2 protein-coding genes are annotated in these 1,774 nt (G+C 59.4%); both read right to left on the bottom strand.

Translation table 11 applies throughout. The annotated features are described in order from the left end of the window. On the bottom strand, window positions 1–234 hold a 234-nt coding region (locus FJ222_12780; protein MBM4165296.1), incomplete at its 3' end, for a hypothetical protein. A gap of 545 nt (window positions 235–779) precedes the next feature. Further along, window positions 780–1,748, bottom strand: coding sequence for a hypothetical protein (locus FJ222_12775; protein ID MBM4165295.1), 969 nt, complete (start codon window positions 1,746–1,748; stop codon window positions 780–782). Window positions 1,749–1,774: the final 26 nt, after the last annotated feature.

Genomic DNA, 1,774 nt, shown 5'->3' with positions numbered 1-1,774 from the left:
GTCGGACCCCTGGCGTGGGGCGGGCCTTGTCGCATCGAACCCCGTATAGAAGCCATCGGTGACTTCGAGGGTGGGGCCATACTCCTTCGCAACCTGGACATTGTCGCGGCATCCCTCCGCCGCGACTTTCAGCGAGGCCAGTCCGTGCTCCAGATCCTGACGCACCTTTGCGAGTTCCGTTTCGCCCGTTACGTCCCGCTTCTCCGCCTCGGCGGCAACAACTTCTCTGGCCATTTGACTTCCTCCTAATCTAAACCAACCAACGACCATGTCACGGTCCTATCCGATCCACGATCGGGATTCCGTCTTCGGTGTGAGTCGCAGTCGTGATGTGAGGCGACTGCCGGGGTGGCGAGACGTACGAGCGTCGCGACATCGCCAGGAAGCCCATTGCCGGTAAGGCGACGTGAGCGCTGACGCAGGGCAAAGGCCGCCGGCCGAACGCCGCGCGGGTAACGACCGCGCGCGGCCGAGTATGGGCACGGATCCCATGACGGACACGAGGCCTCCAATTTGGGCCGCTGTCCGTGGTAGGGCGGAGCGAGGGTGAGAACACTCATTCAGCTCACGCATGAGATCCGTCCTGTTATACGCTCTTGTCAGATGGGCAAGGCCAACCAGAGGCATATAGTGAATCCTACGACGGGGTTCTTCGTTGCGACCTCACAGGAAGCACCTTGAGGATAGAGGCATCACGCATCGAGCAGAGAACCGCAATTCTTATATTGGTACAGGAAACCACAGCTCGAGAGCACGTTTTCATTCGGGATCTCAAACGGCTAATTCAGGCTGGCGGTGATGAGGCGACCGCCGATGGTCTCGAGATCAAATCTCACGGGAATATCCAACTGCCTCGCCCGTTCTGTGATGTTATTCCCGATCTCATAGGCGGACCATGGCGTTGGCTCCTCGTTCAGGTTGAGCCGGCCGTGATTCAGCAATCGGTTCGTTCTCTTGCAGGCCTTGTCGATTTCAACCCGTTCAGACGTACGCACGCGCATCACCCAGTCAGCCTGCTCTGCATCATGCACGGCGGATCGCACCTGCCGCCATGCTCGCATGAACTGTTTCCGATTCAGCCGGCGCTCCCCAGCATGCCGTATCAACGATCCGAAATAGGTGGACTTCTCCTGCAAACGGCACATCATCTCTGTGCTTTTCCGCAGGAAGTCCCTCAGTTTCTCGCGAGTGGGAATCCCAGCGTCCATCTCCACAACGGCGCCGACCGTCTTGTCCAGAGTCGCATCATTTGTGCAGCCCATGCGCCACAGGTACGGAACCGTCACGGGATCCCCAAACCCGACTTGGTTGTTCTTGATGTCAATCCCCAGCCTGAACGCATCGCCGGGAAGGGCGTCAAAAGGCTTGTCCCCGAGAAGCCGAATCACAAGATCGTTGCCCGTCACATGGCACTGAGACGGAGTCAGCCCCTGAGACAGCAGAAGATCGGCGACCGCGGACCCGAATTCCCGAGTGGTGACAGGGATGATCCCCGGATAGGTGAAATTCTCGATCTTGGAGCCATCCGGAGAGGTCCACGCCACGAGTTGGTGAAGATTGGGCAAGCGCCCTTTCAGGAGATAGACCTGCTCCTCGTAACGGGCATCGTCGAAGAAGGCCTTCGGGATGCGTGTTCGGCGGAGGAGTGACCCCCGCGCGGAACCAGGGACTTGATATGTGTGGCCGCGGAAAGCGCATCTGTTCCTGGGCAGCCACTCGATCTCGACCCCGCTTACGGGTCTTGCCACACAGGGCTCAACCCGCGCGACCCTTT

It is taken from the genome of Lentisphaerota bacterium (genome assembly GCA_016873675.1).
In the GTDB taxonomy this organism is placed as follows: Bacteria; Verrucomicrobiota; Kiritimatiellia; order RFP12; family JAAYNR01; genus VGWG01.
The sequence above is the reverse complement of the archived record's forward strand: the minus strand, read 5'-3'. Positions and strand labels throughout refer to the sequence as shown.